This window comes from Klebsiella sp. 10982 (assembly GCF_048589245.1).
In the GTDB taxonomy this organism is placed as follows: domain Bacteria; phylum Pseudomonadota; class Gammaproteobacteria; order Enterobacterales; family Enterobacteriaceae; genus Klebsiella; species Klebsiella quasivariicola.
Genome location: NZ_JBMAXV010000043.1, coordinates 20,900 through 37,890, shown reverse-complemented (window position 1 = coordinate 37,890; position 16,991 = coordinate 20,900). Strand labels below are relative to the sequence as shown.

Below are 16,991 nucleotides of genomic sequence, written 5' to 3'. Positions count from 1 at the left end.
TATAACTACATCATATAACGGCGGCGCTTTTGCTCGCCAGTGATCACTTCGATTCTTTGCACAGGACACTCCTTAAACATAGCTCTATGCCTATGTCTTACTGGTGAAGTGTCCGGTTTAAACGGGGGCTATTACAGGGATGCCCTCATGTGGCTTATGAATACATTACTAATATTGGGGTATGTTAATAAACGCTGGGTAGGTCACATTGAGTACTACATGACAATAAAACACTATCAATGATTTAGAGTCATTTCCACTGAACTGATCTGAGGAAGATAGAGCATCACATTATTTCCTGTTGAATTTAGATAATGACGCTCATATTACAAAGCCGGGCAAAATAATCAGCACCAGAAGGTGCTGATATATTGATGCATTCTACATTAGGCATGCTTATCTGCTATTTTTCTATAATGTTATGCTCAGGACCATAAGGGAAATGGGTAATGTTCTCTGCTGCATTTTCGGTGACTACCAGGATATCGTGTTCGCGATAACCGCCGTGTCCCGGCATGTTCTCTGGCAGCATGATCATCGGTTCCATTGAGACTACCATTCCCGGCGCTAAAACGGTTTCAATATCCTCGCGTAATTCTAAACCGGCTTCGCGGCCATAATAGTGGCTCAGAACGCCGAAGGAGTGACCATAGCCAAAAGTCCGATACTGCAGCAGGTCATGCTCGCGATAAATTTCATTGAGCGAGGCGGCGATATCGCAACAACGGGCGCCAGGGCGAATGAGCGCCTGCCCACGGCGGTGCACCTCACAGTTGATCTCCCAGTGACGCAATTGCTCATCGCTAGGCTGACCGAGGAACAGTGTACGCTCCAGCGCGGTATAGTAGCCGGCAATCATGGGAAAACAGTTCAGTGATAAAATATCCCCTTGCTTGAGGCGACGGGTCGTCACCGGATGGTGAGCACCGTCGGTATTCAGGCCAGACTGAAACCACGTCCAGGTATCGCGCAATTCAATATGCGGCAAGCGTTTCGCGATTTCCCGGGTCATCGCCGAGGTGGCTGCCAGGGCAACGTCATACTCCGGAACATCTTCGGCAATCGCTGCGACGCATGCCGCGCCGCCGAGGTCGGCGACCTGAGCACCAATTTTAATCAGCGCAATCTCTTCGGCAGACTTAATCATGCGCATACGCATCGTCGCCGGTGCAATATCAATAAACTGTGTCTGAGAAAGGTAATGGCAAAATTTAGCGCGCTGTTCGATCGTTACATGATCGCCTTCCAGTGCAATCCGCCGGCTATTATCAGGAACCACTTTACGTACTGCACGGTAATAATTATCGCGCTGCCAGTCCGTGTAAACGATATTTGCACCGTAGCTGCGGCGCCATCCCTGACCTCCATCGATATTGGTGGTAATTAAAAATGACTGGCTCGGTGTCACTACCAAGGCATACTGGCGACCAAAACTACAATATAAAAAATCGCCGTAGTAATTAATATTATGAATCGAGGTTAAAATAACTGCATCAATGCTGTCTGCTTCCATGGTGGCCCGTAATCCCGACAGTCGGCGCTGCATCTCATGGGAGCTGAACGTTCCTTTAACTTTTTGCCCATTAGCTAATTCAATAATATCTGGCATGCTCATAATAAACTCCGTCGTTGATAATGGCGTGATGCCATCATCTGGAAAACGATATCTTGCTACAAACGGAGATTATTAATTTGCCGTCATTAGCCGGCCTTATGCAGCGTATATTCACCGAGAATTTGCGTTCGCTCTGCAATATGACGTGCGGTTTCTTGTGTCAGCCAGTTAATCAACGCCTGAACGCGTGGCCGTTTCTCATTATTACGCGGGCAGGTTAACCACACCTGTCCGTCTTCGACGATATCGGTAAAAGGGCGAATCAGTGCGCCATTGCTCACTTCCGTCGCACACAAAGAGTGACGGCTTAAGGCGATTCCTTGGCCGGCGCAGGCGGCCTGGAGTACGAGGTCGGCGCGGGAAAATCCGGTTCCCGCCTCGACATTCAGGTCATAGAGCCCGAGGCGGGCAAAATAGGAGCGCCAATGGGTGCTATAGGCATTTTGCGGCATGGAATCATGCAGTAAGCGCAAACCACAGAGTTCGCTGTAACTGCGCAGATGCCGTGTTTTCAACAAATCCGGGCTGATCACGGGATAGATCACATCGTTGAACAGATGCCGTTGAATTAGATTTTTATCATCAACCCAAAAAGGAGTGATGGCGATATCGACCGCGTCAGATTTAAAATTGGCGGGCGTCATATCGGCATCAATTTCCAGGCTGATAGGGTACTGCTCATAAAACTGATGCAATCGGGGAAGCAGCCATTTGGTGGCAAAGGACGGCATAACCCGAATCTTTATGGTGCCCTCAAGGGTTTCTTCACCGGTTTGGTGCAACGTAGTTTCGAGGATGGCAAAGGCCTGGCGCACTCCGATAAAAAGTTGTTCACCCTGCGGGGTTAAGCGTAGTCCCGCGGGAGTGCGGTGAAAGACCAGATAGCCAAGTTGCTGCTCAAGCGATTGAATTTTTTGGCTTACTGCACTCTGAGTAAGAAAAAGATCCTGCGCGGCACGGGTAAAACTGAGATTGCGCGCTGCGGCATCAAAGTAGCGTAAACCGTCGAGAGACGGCAAACCTGGTTTTCGTTGCATCATCGGTTTCTCTGTTGCTAAATAACCTGTAATAAGCACTATTCATGCCAAAATCACCATTAGCCGTGCTAATAGTTATCAGTTAGAAACCACCGTTTGTCGCCGCTCAGCGAATGAATAAATATTATCATCGTCATTCAAACTCGCGGAGAAACATTGATGAAAAATAAACTGTGGCTATTACTTTCTATGTCTGCCTTACAACTTTCACCATTATTGATATCTACGGCCCAGGCTGATTTACTGGATGATATTAAGCAAAAAAAAGAAATAGTGATTGCCACCGAAGCGCGCTATGCCCCTTTTGAAATGCTTGAAGATGGCAAAATAGTCGGTCTGGGAAAAGATATTCTCACGGAAGTGATGAAAGGATTACCCGGGGTGAAAGTAGTTCAGCTGGATATTCCATTTCAAGGGATTTTGCCCGGCCTGGAAAGCAAACGATTTGACTTTGTGGCAACTTCTTTAACCATCACTCGCGATCGTGAAGCAAAATTTGCTTTTACCGCTCCCTTTTCTGACGCCAGCGTGGCCATTCTGAAACGCAAAGGGGATAGCCGCATTAATAGCGCCAAAGATCTCCAGGGCATGATTGTCGCCAGCCAGGCCGGGGCGCCGCAAATTGCGGTGCTAAAAGAATATGAAGCATCGGTACTTAAACCCACCACCGGTCACGGCGTTAAAGAAATAAAAGCCTTTATTGATTATAACGAAGCCTATGCGGCATTAGCGGCGCACCGTGTTGATGCGGTTGTGCAATCGCTGCCGAACTTCGCGCCGTTGGTAAAGACCCGTGGTGATACGTTTGAAATTGTACGCCCACCGTTTGGCCCGGCCACTTGGTACGCATGGGCCGGAAGAAAGGATGCGGATAGCGCCTCACTGGTCAAATTTATCAGCGACGGCATTGTGCAGTTGAATAAATCGGGAAAACTGGCGCAGCTACAAACGAAGTGGCTGGGTTTTTCTATGGCCGTTCCTGAGCAAGTTCCGACCCCGGCAAACTAATTTGATGGATACTGGAGGGCAATATGTTTGATATTTCAGTGGTGTTTCCCTATTTCCCTCAGCTATTAATTGGCGTGCTCAGTACTCTGGCTGTATCGCTGAGCGCGATTGTCATAGGATTGATCCTCGGTTGGTTAATTTGCCTGGGGTTAAACTCTCCGCGGCGTCTCGTGCGTTGTTTTTGCAAAACCTATGTCAGTTTTTATCGTGGAACGCCGTTACTGGTCCAGTTGATATTAATATTTTATGCTTTGCCAACAGTAGGGATCACGCTTTCACCATTGCTGGCGGCGGTTGTGGCTCTCTCATTAAATACCGCAGCCTTTCAAGGAGAGATTCTTCGGGCTGGCTTTAAAATGTTGCCCAAAGGCCAACTGGAAGCGGCACGAGATTTTGGTTTTTCAGCGGCGCAAACGCTGTTTTATATTCAGATGCCGCAGGTGTTGCGCGCCATGATCCCGGCTTTGATTAATGAAACCATCGATATTATCAAAAACTCGGCATTGGTCTCGGTGGTGGCGGTCCATGAGTTGATGAGAGTGACTCAAACGCTGGCCTCAACCACCTATCGGCCGCTGGAGTTTTATACGGCATGCGGTCTCCTTTATTTTCTGACCTCGTGGGGGCTGAGTATTGTTGGCACCAGGTTAGAGAAAAACCGCTCATCTTCGGCTCAAAGGGTATTAGCACAATGAATGTTGAAATACTTTTCACCTATAAAGATGCCATTGCCGCCGGTATTTTAATGACCCTAAAAATGAGTCTCGGCGGTATCCTGCTGGGGCTGGCGATCGGGCTATGTTTTTTTCTTCTCGAAAGACAAAAACCGGCTTTATTTAATGTGATATATCATGCATGGATTAATGTGTTTCGCGGCACGCCGTTACTGGTGCAGCTCTTTTTAGTCTTTTATGGTGGACCCTATATAGGTATTAATCTCGAGGCGCAACAGGTCGGGGTACTGTGCCTGGGATGTTATGGTTCCGCTTATTTTGCGGAAATATTTCGTGCGGGTCGCAATGCTGTCTCAGGTGGGCAAGTTGAAGCGGCGGCAGACCTGGGGTTAAGTCCATGGCAAATATTTACTTTCATTGTCTGGCCGCAAATGCTCGCTCGCATTATCCAGCCATTGGTTGGCCAGAGCGTCATTTTGGTAAAAGAGTCGTCGGTGCTATCCATTATTACGGTCGGTGAACTCACCAATACCGCCATGACCATTGCTAACCAGACCTATGCGATGGTTGAAATCTACGCCTTAATGGCCATTGTCTATTGGGGGATCGCGATCGGTATCTCCCGTCTGGGTAATAAAATAGAGCGCCATTATTCTTATTCTCAATTAAGCCGAGGTTAATACTATGCGTGATTATGCTATTGAGATTAACAACCTCAATAAACATTATGGCGAAAACCATGTTCTACGTGGCATCGATGTCAGCATTTCTCCCGGAGAAGTCATCTGCGTGATTGGTGGCTCAGGGTCGGGTAAATCCACGCTGTTACGCTGTATTAACTTTTTGGAAGATTATAGCTCCGGCAGCATTCTGGTGAATGGCGAGAACGTCGGCTATGAACCTCTCGGCGGGGAAAAACGCCGGCGTTTAAGCGACAAGGAAAACCGTCAGGCTTTACGCGACGTCTGTATGGTCTTTCAGCAGTTTAATCTGTGGCCGCATATGACGGTACTCGATAACGTAGCCACGCCGTTGCGGCGGGTTAAAAAGGTCTCCTGTGAAGCAGCCTACTCCGAAGCGAAAACGCAACTGGCACGGGTTGGTCTGGCTGACAAAGCCGATAGCTGGCCCGCGATGTTATCCGGTGGTCAGCAGCAGCGCGTTGCCATCGCCCGGGCATTGACCATGAAACCCGCCATTATGCTGTTCGATGAACCGACTTCAGCGCTTGATCCGGAGCTGGTCGGGGAGGTGCTAAAGGTCATCCGCAATCTTGCCGATGATGGTATGACCATGATGATTGTGACCCATGAGATGGGGTTTGCCGCTAAAGTCTCCGATCGGGTGCTGTTTCTTGCCGATGGCTGCATTGAAGAGCAGGGAGCACCGGCGCAACTGTTCCATCAGCCGAAAAGCCCGCGGCTGCAGTATTTTTTGTCGTCGTGGAGTGAGCGCCAGTCGGGGGCTAGATTACCTGAAAGGGCATTGAAGGAGTCAGCATGAAGCAAGGGATTACATTTGGCGTACTCGCTGGCGCATGCTGGGGATTCATCTTCCTGCCACCGGTACTGCTACCCGAGATCTCACCACTGCTGTTAACCTGCGGTCGCTTTGCTACCTATGGGATACTGGCGGCAATATTACTTATACCTCAATGGCGCAACATTGCCCGTGTATGGCATCATCGCGATCTGCTGACGCTAATCCGTCTTTCGCTGATGAGCAATGTTTTCTATTTTCTGCTCGTCGCGGTGGCCGTACAGCAGGTCGGTATTGCCGCGACATCGTTAGTGATAGGTTTAATTCCGGTGATGGTTCCGGTGCTTGGTCGCAGGGACCAGCATGCTCCGCCCTTCAGGCAATTATTGCTGCCGATGACGGCTATCATTGCTGGTGTGGTGCTGATTAATCTGCATGCGATACAAACATCATCGCACCAAGTTACAGAAGGAAAACGGCAGATGCTGGGGATCCTTTGTGCCTTCGCTGCATTACTGTGCTGGAGCCGTTACGCTGTCGAGAACTCCCGCTGTCTGAAAAACCTCCCTTACACCAGTAACCAGTGGTCTCTCCTGATAGGCCTGTGTACGGGATGTGTTTCGGTACTGCTATGGCTCATCGCCAGTATATTCAGGTTTTCTGCAGTTGACTTGTCGTTACCGGAACACACCCAAACGCTCTTTTGGATAACGAACATGATGTTAGCCGTGGTCTCCTCATGGCTGGGATATCTGGCGTGGAATCTCTGTTCCCGGCGTCTTCCGGTATCACTGACAGGGCAGATGGTGGTTTTTGAAACCCTTTTCGCGCTGCTATATGGTTTTATCTATTCACAGCGCATTCCGGATCTCCAGGAAAGTGCCGCTATTACGCTGTTAATTGGTGGGGTTATGTTTACGTTACATTACCATCAGCACAATCATGGCGGCGACGTGAGTAATACTTCAGAAGTCAATCGGAGTTGATTATGGCTTCACCAGATTCTCGTACATGAATAGACTGGCCCCTGGAATCTTCAGACAGTTGGTATCACTTAAGTTATTGATAGTATTAATACTCATTTTTAGGCTAGTCGCTGGAATCCGGATAATTGGGGTAAGTTTGGATATCGAAAATTATTGTACTATAAGGGCTTCCCCGGCATGTCAACGCCGGTGTTTACGGTTTCTGTCTGCACTACAGTTAAAAATAAAGGGGAGAGTTTGCGGTACTATAAACGGTCATAATGAATCGTTATCGATTCGGACCCTGATGAAAGACGCGCGTGAGGTTCTTGTTCGTTAAGCGGATACGTATATCCTGTACAATAGCCAGATAGGCCTCACGGGGTCTAACCCTTTATCATCAACGAATTGCAGAACAGATGGTTATTTTGTTTCGTGCTTTAGCTGGCTGAGTACAGCCTGACATCATCACCGTAATGCAATGATGCCCAGCACAGCCTTGCGTTTTTGACGGCGATCGCTACAACGGCACGCCAGTATCCTCTGCGCTCGATCAGTGAACAGACCCAACGACTGAATGAATCAGTCTTTTTCTCCGCCCCGATCAGTACCGAGCGGCCCCCCTGAACCAGAAATGTTCTCAGATACGAATCGCCAGCTTTCGTTATCCTGCCAAGATTCGACTTTCCGCAGCTGCTGTACTGCGATGGCGTAAGGCCCAGCCAGGCTGCCAGCTGGCGTCCATTCTTAAAATCATGTGCGTTACCGATACTGGCGACCAGCGCACAGGCCGTTGTGGGGCCTACGCCCTTCAATTCCATCAGCCTTTGACTGCGATGATCTGTTTTGGCCATGCGGGACAAAATCCGATCATATTCAGCTATGTTGGCTTCGATGCGAGCAACGTGCTCCAGCAAATCATCAACACATTGCTGAACCTGAAGTGGTAAAGAATCTTTCTGTGCAGAAACCATGTGTCGCAGGGAATCTGTACTTTGTGGCGCGATGACGCCGAATTCAGATATCAATCCTCGCAGGCGATTATACGTTGCTGTTTTCTCTTCTATAAATCCCTGACGGGAGCGGTGTAGGCATTGCATCGCCTGCTGGCTCTCATCCTTAACGGGTACAAACCGCATATGCGGGCGACGAACTGCTTCACAGATAGCCTGTGCATCAGCTGCATCATTTTTGCCTGATTTCCGGCCATGCGGTAAGGAGATACAAATTTAGAAGCCATCAGACGTGGTTCATGGCCATATTGCCGGAACAGTCTTGCCCAGTAGTGAGCCCCGGAGCATGCCTCCATCCCGTTAACACAGGGATGTAAACTGGCAATCAGCTCAGGAAGGGCAGCACGCGATACTTTGGGTTTAACCAGAACAGTTTTACCATGCTGGTCAACTCAGTGAACAGCCAGCGCGTTACGGGCTTCACCTTTATTCAGCCCCGCCTGTACTCGCCGACAGAGTGCAGGATCGCGGAACCAGTCGAGCATAAACAGCGTTCGCTCAATGCGGCCAATTTCTCTCAGTGATTTGGCAAGTCCTTTTTGCTTCGGGTAGCTGGCTAGTTTTTTCAGCATCAGAGACGCTGTCACGGTTTCCTGCTTTATCGAGGTCGCCAGACGCAGCACTTCACACCAGTGAATTTCGATCTCTTTCAGATTCAGGCTGGTCGTTGATATCAGTGACTGAAGCGCCGGGTATTGGTCAGCTTTCCCTTTGATAAACAGCTTCTTGTCGTGGAGATCCCTGATTCGCGGACAGAACGCAAATCCCATCAGATGCATCAGGGCAAAGACATGATCGGTGAAACCAGCTGTATCGGTGTAATGCTCGCTGATTTCCAGGTCGCTTTCGTGGTACAGCAAGCCATCGAGAACATGGGTTGAATCCCTGACCCGACTGATTATGCAGGTGTAAAACGGGCTGTATTGATCCGAAATATGGGTATAAAACTGACGTCCGGGCTCCTGCCCATATTTCGGGTTAACCTGCCCTGCGTAGCGGCATGAGCTGCCTGTTCTGAAATTCTGTCCATCTGATGATGACGTTGTCCCGTCGCCCCAGAATGCCGCCAGTGGACTTTTCCCCTGTGCATTTACCAGCTCAGCAAGAGCAGCTGAATAGGTTTCATCGCGGATGTACCATGCCTGAATATCTTCGAGTGATGATTTGGTGCTACCGGGGCAGGCTTCTGCCATTTTGGTCAGGCCAAGAGTGATACCATCCGCAAGGATGGTGGTGAGGAGCAGGCGGGTATCGGGACGGGTAATGTCATTTTTTATATGCGAAAAATGTCGGGTAAATATCGTCCAGCTGTTTACCTCATCGAGAATTTCCGTGATTTTAGGGCGCGGTAGCATGCTGTAAACCAGCTCTGCCAGCGGTGAAACCCGAGCCGTGATAACCGCCATCAATAGTATGCTTATCGACCTGATGGCCGCGATGTCGCATAAGGACTGGCTGAGCCGCCGCCATCGGCAGAAGCAGGGAATTGAACGGGCACCCACGCTGGGAAAGTACCGGGGCAAACAGGCCGATCAGGAACGACATAAGAAAGTTCTGTATTACCGACAGGTCAAGAAACTGAGCATAAGAGAAACTGCTGAAGCCACCGGTTACAGTACATCTCAGGTCTGCAGGGTTCAGGCCCTGTTCAGGCCTGAAAATTAAGCACATTTTCTGAGGCTGGAAATCAACTCATGCTGACAGCCTGAGCCTGTTGGCATGGTAAGCAATGTGCTCACCAATAAAGCTGGAAATGAAATAATAGCTGTGGTCGTAACCAGTATGATATCGGAATGATGTGTTGATGTTCATCTCGTTGCACACTCTTTCAAGACTTTTAGTGCGTAACTGATCTTCATAAAAGGCGTCACTTAATCCCTGGTCAATAAAAATTTCTGGTAATTTCGCACCCTGTAAAATGAGACTGACGGGATCGTAGTGCTCCCACGTTTTTTTATTTTCACCCAGGTACGCGGTGAATGCCTGTTGTCCCCATGGCACCTGAGAAGGTGACACTATTGGTGAAAATGCCGATACACTCACGTATTCATCAGGATTTCGCAGCGACAGAACCAGCGCTCCCAGCCCTCCCATGGAGTGACCGGATATTGATTTCCTTGATGTTACAGGTAAATGCTCCATGACAACAGCCGGAAGCTCATGGAGAATATAGTCATACATCCTGTAATGCGTACTCCACGGATGTTCCGTCGCGTTCAGATAAAAGCCGGCACCCTGGCCCAGATCGTAGCTGTCAGCATCTGCGACATGCTCTCCACGGGGACTGGTATCAGGAACAACGACGATGATGTTGTTCCTGGCGGCATAATGCTGCATACCCGATTTGGTGATGAAATTCTGCTCCGTACAGGTCAGACCCGAGAGCCAGTACAGCACCGGCAGTTTTTCTGTTGCTGCTTTGGGTGGAAGATAAACACCGAAATTCATCTCACAATTAAGTGTTTGTGAATTATGGCGGTATACGTTTTGCCAGCCGCCAGCGCTGGCATGCTGCTCGATGAGTTCCATCAGCCTCTGTCTCATGGTTATTTCCCCTGACAGGGAGTCAGGGGAAGTCTCTTTATAGCAGGACGTCAGATGAACGTATAAGCCGTGATTTTGTTACCTGCAGGGTCTCGCAGGTAGGCTGCATAGGCTCCAGGGAGATGGCTGCGCGGGCCAGGCTGACCTTCATCTTTCCCTCCGGCGGCAAGGCCCGCGGCGTGGAAAGCATCAACTTCTTCCGGACTTGCAGCTGCAAAGCCGACAGTAACGCCGTTGGCCGATGGCGCTTCACCGTTGCCCGGACGTGCAATAATAAATGCTGGCTTTTCGCGACCATAAAGTACCCAGCCATTGCCAAACGGGCCGAGGTTATTGATGCCAAGCGTACCGAGAACAGCATCGTAAAAATCAGCGGATTTTTCAACATCGGATGCACCGATGAAGACGTGAGAAAAAACGTCATTACCAGAAATTACAGGTGTTGCCATGATCCATTTCCTTTAGTTGGTTTGACTCAGTTGAGACGCTATCAGTAACGGATTACCGTCCGGATGGATTTACCTTCATGCATAAGATCGAAGGCCTCATTGATTTCATCCAGCGTCATCGTGTGGGTAACAAATGGCTCCAGTTCAATTTCACCCTTCATGGCATCTTCTACCATGGCCGGAAGCTGCGTACGGCCTTTCACTCCGCCGAAAGCAGAACCTTTCCATACGCGCCCGGTAATGAGCTGGAATGGACGGGTGGATATCTCCTGCCCGGCGCCGGCCACGCCGATGACAATGGACTGGCCCCAGCCACGGTGAGCACTTTCCAGCGCCGCACGCATAACGTTGACGTTACCGATACATTCAAAAGTGTGGTCAATGCCCCATTTGTTGATTTCAAGCAGCACATCTTTAATCGGTTTGTCATGGTCGTTCGGGTTGATGCAGTCGGTTGCACCGAACTGACGGGCAAGTTCGAATTTGGCCGGGTTGGTGTCGATAGCGATAATGCGTCCTGCTTTTGCCTGGCGAGCCCCCTGAACGGCAGCCAGACCGATTGCGCCAAGACCAAAAATAGCGACAGAATCTCCAGGCTGAACTTTCGCTGTGTTGTGAACAGCGCCAATCCCGGTAGTCACGCCACAGCCCAGCAGGCAGACGTGTTCATGGTTTGCCGCCGGGTTAATTTTTGCCAGAGAAACCTCGGCCACTACCGTATACTCACTGAAGGTGGAGCATCCCATGTAGTGGTAAACAGGCTGGCCATTGTAAGAAAAGCGGGTGGTTCCGTCAGGCATCAGTCCTTTTCCCTGAGTTTCGCGAACCGATATACAGAGGTTCGTTTTCCCGGACTGACAGAATTCACACTCCCCGCATTCGGCGGTGTAAAGCGGAATCACATGGTCTCCCGGCTTCACGCTGGTCACGCCTTCACCGACCTCCACGACGACACCGGCCCCTTCGTGGCCGAGAACCACCGGGAAAACGCCCTCAGGATCGTTCCCGGAGAGGGTAAAGGCATCGGTGTGGCAGACACCGGTGTGGGTATTTTTAATCAGCACCTCGCCCTTTTTAGGTGGTGCAACATCAATTTCAACAATCTCCAGGGGCTTCCCTGGTGCAAATGCAACGGCAGCACGTGATTTCATATGTAAATTATCCTCAATGTGATGGCTTAGCTATTTAAGATAGGCGCGAACCAGTTCAATCGTATCGTCAACGGATTTACTGATTTCATGGCTGTAGCTGTCATTCTGGTCAAAGGTTTCCCGTATGTGGCTCTCGAGCACCTCTGCCATAAGACCGTTAGCTGCTCCGCGAACGGCAGCTATCTGCTGAAGAATGGAACGGCATTCAGCACCATTTTCCAGCGCTCTTTCCAGAGCATCAATCTGACCCCGAATGCGGCGAACACGGATAAGGACCTTTTTTTTCTCTTCAGGAGTACTGGGCATTATTTACCTCACTATTTTGGACTTTATATACTATAGTGGAGTATATAATAATCATCAATGCATACTCCACTACAGTATAACTAAGAATAAACATAACTACCTTTATTTGCGATATAAATCATATACTTATATTATTTTTGGCTGTGATGCTGTTGGAAGGAAAGTTACTACAAAAATGATATCTACCGATACGGGATTTGGGGCATAGGCGGTTCTGTTAAATTTCGCCAGATATTGGCTCATCATTGATGGTCAAAAAATGAGCCTAACGTACAATTATTTTTGATATCCAAACTGACCCCAATAAGCCTTGTCAGTCGTTGCCTCCGGGTCTCACGTGCGCAGCTGCATGCCATGGCGCGTAGGTCGAAGGACTGGCAGGGTCGTCGGTGCAAGCGCAAGCCTGATGATACTGAAGCGCTGGCCCTTATCCATACCGTTATCGGCGATCTGCCCACCTATGGTTATCGTCGGGTATGGGCACTGCTGCGCAGACAATCAGAAACTGACGACATGGCGGTGCTGAATGCCAAACGCGTATATCGCATCATGCGTCAGAATGCGTTGCTGCTTGAGCGTAAACCGGCAATACCGCCCTCGAAGCGACGCGCATACAGGGAAAGTGGCCGTTGGAGAAAGTAACCAGCGGTGGTGCTCTGACGGCTTCGGGTTCAGCTGTGATAACGGTGAAAAACTGCGGGTCACGTTCGCGCTTGACTGCTGCGATCGCGAGGCACTTCACTGGGCGGTCACAACGGGTGGCTTCGACAGTGAAACCGTACAGGACGTCATGCTGGGAGTAGTGGAACGCCGCTTCGGCAGCAGCCTGCCGTCATCACCCGTTGAGTGGCTGACGGATAACGGTTCGGCCTACCGGACTCATCAGACGCATAGGTTCGCCAGAATGGTATGACTGGAGCCTGAACATACAGCAGTAAGCGGCCCGGAAAGCAACGGGATGGCAGAGAGCTTCGTCAAAACGATGAAGCGCGATTACATCAGCATCATGCCGAAGCCCGACGGGTTAACAGCGGTAAAGAACCTTGCGGAGGCCTTCGAACATTATAAAGAATGGCATCCGCATAGTGCACTGGGATATCGTTCACCACGGGAATATCTGCGGCGGCGGACCAGTAATGGGTTAAGTGATAAAAAGTGTATGGAAATATAGGAGCCAACCCACCCGACGTAGCCCCTCTGCTCTTCCCTTTTTACGCAGACAATAACATCCCAGCCAGCCTTTATCCGCGAGGTTACTGACTGGGGACTGAGTTTTTTAAACGACGGAAAATGGTGTTCAGACCAATGCCGATAATGTGTGGACTGGCACGGCATCCAGAGCCATTTATAGTCATATCGATGATTTTTCTCTGGTGTGTACTGCGCTGTGAGGTTGTATAGGTGAAAGTGAGTGTCTATGGCTTACGGCACTGCCTGCAGAGATAATGCTGATGACCGGCAGTACTTTTGCCGTTACGGTCTACGCCTTCAGTCACAGCACAAGATGGCGATCCCACGTAAATGGAAGCCATAAAGCACCTCGAAAACACCATCCAACACAAAATCAATAAGTTGGTAGCACTACCCAGGATTTTGTGAATATCAACGACGCAATAAAAACGATGTTGCTACGCGCCACATTCATCCCGTTTAACGTTGACAGACGTGCCGCTACTATAGCTGGGCCACGACTGATGCAAGGGGAGCATAAACGCTGTCAACTTAACCCGGCCACATTTATTTCAAAGGCCCTAACCGCCATCTTCCCATCGTTTTCAGGTTCAATTTTCGCCGTCAAACCGCCCAGCCTCCTCCTGCTATTTACTCTGCAGCGGCTTCGGTGACGCCCTTGCATCCTCCGTTGTTCTCCCGTCACTTGTGTCGGCACAGTATAAGCCGGACCCCAGACGATATTGACCACGGAGGTTTTTTATGGGCAACACGACCACCACACCTGCTGCCTAGGTCGGCATTTACCACAATTATAACTGCGGTAGTATTTTCGGCAAATGGTTTGACCCAACGGAGTTTGACAGCAGGGTGGTTTACCGACCTTATCTCCTTTTCGGGTTTAACATAGGAAGTCCCAACTTTTATACTGGTCTGAGTCTATAGTTGGGAGAAGCAAGCGTTAGCCTACTTCTCTCCGTCGGTGGCTCAGCAGCGCTCTCCCGCAGATGCCAGCCAAGTGTCCATCATATCAAGGCGGTCATTTCCCCAGAACAGTTTGCCATCGGCAAACACTGCTGGTGCACCAAATACCCCGCGAGCAATAGCTTCATCTGTGTTCGATACTATGGCTAGCTTCCGGGCTTCATCGCCGATGGAGGAGATGCACGCATTTTTATCCAGCCCTACTGAAGTGGCTAAGTCGCCTAAGATGGCAACATCGCTAATATCCAGACTTTGTGACCAATACGCCTGCATCACCTTGAAGGCGAATGCTTCTCCCAGCCCCTCTTCAACTGCATACAGGGTAGCTCGCAGCGCACGTGAAGGCCGCAACGGGAACTTAGGATGATAACTCAGTGGCAGCCGGCGAATGCGCGCCCAGTCCTGCATATCTTGTTTGAACCAGTTGACAAACGCTGGCGAGGCATCCAACGGTCTACGTCCACCTATGCGGTCAATCAAATTAGCCAGATGGAAGGGACGTAGTACTATCATTCTTCCGTACGCAGCGGCAATTTCTCTTAGGCGGGGGAAGGCGAGGTAGCACCAAGGGCTGTGAAAATCAAAGAAAAACTCCAGCGGAGCTCCCTCTGGCAGTTTACCATCAGCACGTTCAAAACGGCTGAGTGGCGCTAGAGCACGTTCATGCTTACCGCTCATGATCAATGCTCCCGCTTGATGCGCCTGTACGAAAAACTGCAACCTTTTCTCGTCTGCGCTAATTAACGTCGCCGTACAGCGAACCTCCTGATAAGGCCAGGCGGGTTTATGATGATGTACGTCGACATGGGTTCCCACGCTCACCCAGCCGGACGGTAAGTCTTTTGCTACAGCATCGGCACTGGTCTCCTCCAATAGAGCGATCAACGCTGGTGTCGACACCACTTTCACACCCGTGTTGCCAATTGCAGCTGCTGTTTGGTGCGGCCCAGGGGTGAAGACGCATGTATGTGGATAGCCTGTCACACTCATTTTCATAAAAGCTCCTTCAGTTGCCCATCAAGGGCTGCGCTTTTCAACATGCGCTTTAGGATCTTCCCGCTTGACGTCATCGGCCATTCTACGATGGTAAAGACCCGAGCAGGATGTTTAAAACCAGCTATTTTTCCAACACAGGCTTTTCTTATTTCATCTTTGGATAACGGCTTGGTGGACTCAATAGCGGCGGCTACCACTTCGCCGTAAAATTTATCGGGTAGAGCGAAGACTGCAACTTCAGTGATCGACGGATGCTCACGCAGCAGATTTTCTATCTCTACAGGATAGATATTTTCACCACCGCGAATGATCATATCGCGCAGGCGTCCTCCTACCAGTTCGACCCTACCATCGATGTTTAGCCGACCGAGATCGCCCGTATTCATCCAGCCTTGAGGATCGATGCAGCGAGCGGTTTCCTCCGCATCTCGATGATATCCCAACATGACCATTGGCCCACGAACCTGTAGCTGGCCGATTTCCCCGTGGGGGAGTACCACTCCGGTATTCGGATCGCAGACCTGCACTTCAACTCCAGGTAAGGGCAAGCCAGCGGTGGCAAAGCGCTGGGGACTTTGCCAGTAATCTAACGCTATCAGTGTGCTGGCTTCCGTCTGCCCGTAAACCTGAACCAACCCATTAATAGGAAACGCCCGCGCGCACTGTTCCAGAAGTCTCGGATCGCAGTCTGCACCACCGCAGGTACCGGTACGCAAAGACGAGAGATCGAAATATGGTCTGTCCGGATGCTCTAACATCGCTAAGTAGGACGTGGGGACTCCCGTCAGAACTGTACAGCGCTCCCGTTCTATCAGCGAAAGCATTTGTCCGGCGTCGAAAGCACGCATACCCAAATATGTCGCACCAGCTGTCAGGCATGCCAGAATATTCATGATGCAACCTGCACAGTGGAAGAGCGGAATAATGGATGTCCAGCGATCCATCGCCGTCACTTCCAGCCGCTGCACGGTGCCCCAGGCATTCATCATTATCCCTTCCATACAGAGTTCTGCGCCTTTAGGCCGTCCAGTAGTACCAGAAGTATATTGGATGCTAGCCAACTCTCTGGGGGACCATACCCACTCCGTCAGTTCAGCCAAAACGGGTTGGCGCATTACTGCTTCATATTCCATATCATCGAAGTTAATAATGTCTCTTAGGCTAGGGAGTTGAGGATGAATCGCTCGTACCATGGCTAAATATTCGCTGGAGCGAAAACGTTCGGACAGCAAGATGGCAACCACTTGGCTGTGATCGAGAACGTGGCGTAAATCATTATCACGGAAATGTGTATTAACAGGCACCAGTATCGCACCTAAGGCCGAAATTGCAATCTGGGCAACTGGCCACTCAATACGATTTTCTGCCAACAGAGCCACAGGGTCACCCGCTTTTACACCACGACGACTTAGCTCTAGCGCCAACTTGTCGACACTGTCAAGCCAACCTCTGAAGGTCATTCGTTGATTACCAGCATCGAATACCAGCGCTTCTTTATCAGGCCATTTTTCTGCATAATGACGCAGTAAACGGTATGGCGTATTAAGCGACGTTTTTTCGGAAAATGGGTCAACAATATATTTCATGTATGGATCCTTTT

At 50.0% G+C, this 16,991-nt stretch carries 13 protein-coding genes and 6 pseudogenes; 8 read left to right on the top strand and 11 right to left on the bottom strand.

The window, feature by feature from the left end; translation table 11 throughout:
• Nucleotides 1–403: 403 nt before the first annotated feature.
• Both ACKLKD_RS23360 and ACKLKD_RS23355 read right to left on the bottom strand, forming a co-directional pair.
• Nucleotides 404–1,615 (bottom strand): M24 family metallopeptidase, encoded by a 1,212-nt coding sequence (locus ACKLKD_RS23360; protein ID WP_017901247.1) that lies wholly within the window; start codon nt 1,613–1,615, stop codon nt 404–406.
• An 86-nt stretch (nt 1,616–1,701) separates the two neighbouring features.
• Nucleotides 1,702–2,655 carry a LysR substrate-binding domain-containing protein gene (locus ACKLKD_RS23355; RefSeq protein ID WP_032413259.1) on the bottom strand — a complete coding sequence of 318 codons (954 nt, stop codon included), beginning with the start codon at nt 2,653–2,655 and terminating at the stop codon, nt 1,702–1,704.
• Nucleotides 2,656–2,811: 156 nt separating this feature from the next.
• Between ACKLKD_RS23355 and ACKLKD_RS23350 the strand changes: the two genes are divergently transcribed.
• From ACKLKD_RS23350 to ACKLKD_RS23330, 5 genes are read left to right on the top strand one after another with little or no spacing between them, the layout of a single operon-like run.
• Nucleotides 2,812–3,660, top strand: coding sequence for a transporter substrate-binding domain-containing protein (locus tag ACKLKD_RS23350; protein ID WP_032436702.1), 849 nt, complete (start codon nt 2,812–2,814; stop codon nt 3,658–3,660).
• A 23-nt stretch (nt 3,661–3,683) separates the two neighbouring features.
• Nucleotides 3,684–4,355 (top strand): amino acid ABC transporter permease, encoded by a 672-nt coding sequence (locus ACKLKD_RS23345; protein WP_032413262.1) that lies wholly within the window; start codon nt 3,684–3,686, stop codon nt 4,353–4,355.
• A complete protein-coding gene (locus ACKLKD_RS23340; RefSeq protein ID WP_032413263.1) occupies nt 4,352–5,014 on the top strand; it encodes an amino acid ABC transporter permease in 663 nt (220 codons plus the stop codon). The genes ACKLKD_RS23345 and ACKLKD_RS23340 overlap by 4 nt, the downstream gene beginning before the upstream one ends.
• A 4-nt stretch (nt 5,015–5,018) precedes the next feature.
• Nucleotides 5,019–5,837 carry an amino acid ABC transporter ATP-binding protein gene (locus tag ACKLKD_RS23335; RefSeq protein WP_032413265.1) on the top strand — a complete coding sequence of 273 codons (819 nt, stop codon included), beginning with the start codon at nt 5,019–5,021 and terminating at the stop codon, nt 5,835–5,837.
• Nucleotides 5,834–6,799, top strand: coding sequence for a DMT family transporter (locus ACKLKD_RS23330; RefSeq protein ID WP_032413267.1), 966 nt, complete (start codon nt 5,834–5,836; stop codon nt 6,797–6,799). The genes ACKLKD_RS23335 and ACKLKD_RS23330 overlap by 4 nt, the downstream gene beginning before the upstream one ends.
• 419 nt (nt 6,800–7,218) lie before the next feature.
• Here the strand turns inward: ACKLKD_RS23330 and ACKLKD_RS23325 are convergent.
• Both ACKLKD_RS23325 and ACKLKD_RS23320 read right to left on the bottom strand, forming a co-directional pair.
• Nucleotides 7,219–8,198: pseudogene (locus tag ACKLKD_RS23325) on the bottom strand (IS110 family transposase).
• Nucleotides 8,193–9,188: pseudogene (locus tag ACKLKD_RS23320) on the bottom strand (Tn3 family transposase); the annotation flags it as partial. The pseudogenes ACKLKD_RS23320 and ACKLKD_RS23325, both read right to left, overlap by 6 nt.
• On the opposite strand from ACKLKD_RS23320, the pseudogene ACKLKD_RS23315 reads away from it, so the two are divergent.
• Nucleotides 9,157–9,456: pseudogene (locus ACKLKD_RS23315) on the top strand (resolvase); the annotation flags it as partial. The pseudogenes ACKLKD_RS23320 and ACKLKD_RS23315 sit on opposite strands and share 32 nt — an antisense overlap.
• A gap of 27 nt (nt 9,457–9,483) precedes the next feature.
• Here ACKLKD_RS23315 and fghA read toward each other — a convergent pair.
• The 4 genes from fghA to frmR all read right to left on the bottom strand — a co-directional run bounded on the left by fghA (nt 9,484) and on the right by frmR (nt 12,241).
• Nucleotides 9,484–10,320 carry an S-formylglutathione hydrolase gene (gene fghA, locus ACKLKD_RS23310; RefSeq protein ID WP_032413414.1) on the bottom strand — a complete coding sequence of 279 codons (837 nt, stop codon included), beginning with the start codon at nt 10,318–10,320 and terminating at the stop codon, nt 9,484–9,486.
• 65 nt (nt 10,321–10,385) lie between these two features.
• Nucleotides 10,386–10,784 carry a VOC family protein gene (locus ACKLKD_RS23305; RefSeq protein WP_008813494.1) on the bottom strand — a complete coding sequence of 133 codons (399 nt, stop codon included), beginning with the start codon at nt 10,782–10,784 and terminating at the stop codon, nt 10,386–10,388.
• A 41-nt stretch (nt 10,785–10,825) separates the two neighbouring features.
• Nucleotides 10,826–11,935: an S-(hydroxymethyl)glutathione dehydrogenase/class III alcohol dehydrogenase gene (locus ACKLKD_RS23300; protein WP_032414187.1), complete on the bottom strand. Its 1,110-nt coding sequence runs from the start codon at nt 11,933–11,935 to the stop codon at nt 10,826–10,828.
• A gap of 30 nt (nt 11,936–11,965) precedes the next feature.
• Nucleotides 11,966–12,241, bottom strand: coding sequence for a formaldehyde-responsive transcriptional repressor FrmR (gene frmR, locus ACKLKD_RS23295; protein WP_032413273.1), 276 nt, complete (start codon nt 12,239–12,241; stop codon nt 11,966–11,968).
• A 303-nt stretch (nt 12,242–12,544) separates the two neighbouring features.
• On the opposite strand from frmR, the pseudogene ACKLKD_RS23290 reads away from it, so the two are divergent.
• Nucleotides 12,545–13,412 (top strand): annotated as a pseudogene (locus ACKLKD_RS23290) (IS3 family transposase); the annotation flags it as partial.
• 11 nt (nt 13,413–13,423) lie between these two features.
• Here the strand turns inward: ACKLKD_RS23290 and ACKLKD_RS23285 are convergent.
• A pseudogene (locus ACKLKD_RS23285) lies at nt 13,424–13,773 on the bottom strand (IS1-like element transposase); the annotation flags it as partial.
• Between the two features lie 400 nt (nt 13,774–14,173).
• Here ACKLKD_RS23285 and ACKLKD_RS23280 point away from each other — a divergent pair.
• A pseudogene (locus ACKLKD_RS23280) lies at nt 14,174–14,281 on the top strand (antirestriction protein ArdA); the annotation flags it as partial.
• A 117-nt stretch (nt 14,282–14,398) separates the two neighbouring features.
• Here ACKLKD_RS23280 and ACKLKD_RS23275 read toward each other — a convergent pair.
• Both ACKLKD_RS23275 and ACKLKD_RS23270 read right to left on the bottom strand, forming a co-directional pair.
• Entirely contained in the window at nt 14,399–15,391 is a 993-nt protein-coding gene (locus ACKLKD_RS23275; RefSeq protein WP_004118901.1) for a thioesterase, FlK family, read from the bottom strand.
• Complete coding sequence (locus ACKLKD_RS23270; RefSeq protein WP_032413277.1) at nt 15,388–16,977, bottom strand: class I adenylate-forming enzyme family protein; 1,590 nt, start codon at nt 16,975–16,977, stop codon at nt 15,388–15,390. Before ACKLKD_RS23270 ends, ACKLKD_RS23275 begins: the two co-directional genes overlap by 4 nt.
• Between the last annotated feature and the right edge of the window lie 14 nt (nt 16,978–16,991).